5 protein-coding genes are annotated in these 2,605 nt (G+C 36.7%); all 5 read left to right on the forward strand.

Going from position 1 to position 2,605, the window contains the following annotated elements; genetic code table 11:
- The coding region (locus tag ACFIL2_RS03505; protein WP_375677149.1) for a hypothetical protein at positions 1-472 on the forward strand (472 nt) is incomplete at its 5' end.
- 67 nt (positions 473-539) lie between these two features.
- Positions 540-740, forward strand: coding sequence for a type II toxin-antitoxin system HicA family toxin (locus ACFIL2_RS03510; protein WP_375677150.1), 201 nt, complete (start codon positions 540-542; stop codon positions 738-740).
- Positions 737-1,132, forward strand: a complete 396-nt coding sequence (locus tag ACFIL2_RS03515) for a type II toxin-antitoxin system HicB family antitoxin (protein ID WP_005864994.1) — start codon at positions 737-739, stop codon at positions 1,130-1,132. The genes ACFIL2_RS03510 and ACFIL2_RS03515 overlap by 4 nt, the downstream gene beginning before the upstream one ends.
- 318 nt (positions 1,133-1,450) lie before the next feature.
- Positions 1,451-1,765: a hypothetical protein gene (locus ACFIL2_RS03520; RefSeq protein ID WP_375680516.1), complete on the forward strand. Its 315-nt coding sequence runs from the start codon at positions 1,451-1,453 to the stop codon at positions 1,763-1,765.
- Between the two features lie 3 nt (positions 1,766-1,768).
- The gene (locus ACFIL2_RS03525) at positions 1,769-2,347 is read left to right on the forward strand and encodes a hypothetical protein (protein ID WP_375680515.1); all 579 of its coding nucleotides are present in this window, start codon (positions 1,769-1,771) and stop codon (positions 2,345-2,347) included.
- Positions 2,348-2,605 lie beyond the last annotated feature (258 nt).

Here is a 2,605-nt window from a genome sequence, read left to right on the forward strand (position 1 = left end):
AAATGGACGCATCTCACGAGCAAAAACACCGCATGAACCCATGGATAAATTGGCAATTGAAATGCGTGCCAAACGCTTCTGCTTGACCATAGAAGAGGCTAAAAATCCGCTTTCCGGCACCTATATTGGGCGGCTTTATTTGCAAGGCGAAATCAATCAAGACCAATATGATGCTGCGCAAAAATATCTTGAAGTGAAAAACAATTACCTATGTGCAAAAGGATTGCCTAATGCTGTTTATGACAACTTTACTCCTTCATCAAATGAGGAGGCACAAAAACGGTGGATTGAAAGAGCAACTCATTGTTATGAAGTGACGAAAGAGGCTATCAAAGAAGCACAACACCTCTATAGACAGTATAATCTTTATGCTGCATTACAATATCTTGTTATAGAAGATCAATCGCTAACACATCTTGTTAGTTCTTTGCGTATTGTTCTTAATGCGCTTCATAAGCACTTTAGCCGTTAAAAAAGAATTGACATCAGATGAAAAATCATTAAAATGTGTATATATTTACACATTATGAGTTTAGGGAATGGAACAAGATAGCCGAAAAATCATTGCAAAATTAAAGCGTGATGGCTTTGAACTTGTCAAAGTAAAAGGTTCTCATCATAAATTAAAAAAAGATGGTAAGGTTGTTATTGTTCCACATCCTAAAAAAAATCTTCCGATTGGTACAGTACGTTCTATCGCACAACAAGCAGGTTGGTTAGAAAAAGGAGAAGAAAAATGAAAAGATTTTTTGCTCTTGTTCATAAAGATGAAGATTCTGCTTTTGGTGTTCAGTTTCCTGATTTTGAGGGGCTTTTTTCTGCTGCTGATGAGGAAGAAAATTTAATCGCAAATGCAACAGAAGCACTTCAACTTTATTGTGAAGATATAGATATAGTGCCTATTCCTTCAAAATTTGAGGAAGTCATACAACGGGAATCTGTCAAAACAGCTTTGTCAGAAGGAGCTTTTTTAATACAAGTCCCCTTTATTGAAAATGATGCAGAAGTAGTACGTACGAACATATCTATTGAAAGAGGGCTCTTACGTGCAATTGATGATTGTGCACAAGAAAGAGGCTTAACGAGATCTGCTTTTTTGGCAACAGCAGCGCGTCACGAGCTTAATATTTAGATTTTCTGCTTTTTTGGCTGTGTCAATACATACCTTTTTGTTTATAAAAACACCATATTTAGGTAAAAAAAATAAAAAAACACAAGATCATGATTTTTTTTGTTGACATAGTGTAAAAAATCGTATTTAATGACGACACGGCACTGGTCGTATTGTGTCTAAAATTCAAAAATATCCCCAAAAATTCAGCAAAATGTGAACTTGAAGCGTGGCTAGAAAGCCCTGTTTTCTTGCTAATTCTGGCTAATTAATTTTTCAAAGAATAAAAATCAATATTTGACTAATGATGTCATTAATTATGACTCAAAAGGAGCAATGATGAAAGCTGTCATCACTAAACCAATGTGTGTTGTTGGAGACAATAAAAGCACTGTTCGCTTTGAACCATCAACACCCAATAATCCATTTGTTGAAGTTTCCAATCAAGTCTACGCACGTCTCAAGCGCGCTAATGCTGTAAAACCTTTTATTGGAGTCAAGACAACAGCAAAACCTGACAAGACGGTTGAACAAATTAAGCAGATAGAACAAGAAGCCGTACAAACATCGTCTGAACCAGTGACAGAGGAAACCTCACTCGAAAAACCAAAAGCATCTAAAGCTTCCAAGTCACCTACCCCAAAAAAGGCTTAGAAGTTGAAGTTAATCATCCACCAAAAATGGTATCTTCAACAGGTAAAAGATACCTTCACCAGTCTTCAAGCACCACGCCTTAATTGGGCTCTGCGTAATGCTCTAAACACTGCAGCAAAACAAGTTGAACGCTTTACTGAAAAGCAAGTTGCAGACATCTCATCAGCCCAAATAAAGCGTATAAGAAGAGGTGTTTATATTAAAGAAAAGGCTACAGCAAAGCTTCTCGAGACAGATATCATTGGTTCTGGAACACCGATACCTCTTAAATTTTTTCAAGCACAAGAAACAAAACGCGGCGTGGCTTACACACTATTTGGAAAGAAAGAAATCTTGCCTCATGGTTTTATTAAGGGTGGGAGTTTTCCAAAGCGCGTTGATTTGAAAATGGGAGGGAATGTGTTTCAAAGAGATGACGGAGATCAATTCCCCATTGCAAAACAAGAAGGACCTTCAATTGCTAAAGTGATGTCCAAGCCAGAGATTGCAAGTGCTATTGTAAAAGAAGCCAATGAAAGACTAATCAAAAACATACAGAGACAACTTAAACGTCAAGAATACGCCGCTAATAAGAAAGGATAGATCATGTTCTCACGCTTTATCTATATGTTCCATATCCTTATGGGCTTAGGCATTACCTATTCTTATTGCAATATTAAAAACAGATTATCACTTATGCTTTGTTTTTTCCATAAAAAAATCAATAAAATCAATTCAAAAGGTACTTCCCAGCGGGTTGGCTTCGTTGCGGGGCAGGCTAGCGCGAACTATCGCTAGCGACAGAATTTTCAAATTGACTGTACATTGTACATTTAACTCATTGATAAATAATGATTTCAA

The sequence above is a fragment of the Bartonella sp. AP30XZML genome (genome assembly GCF_042195945.1).
In the GTDB taxonomy this organism is placed as follows: domain Bacteria; phylum Pseudomonadota; class Alphaproteobacteria; order Rhizobiales; family Rhizobiaceae; genus Bartonella.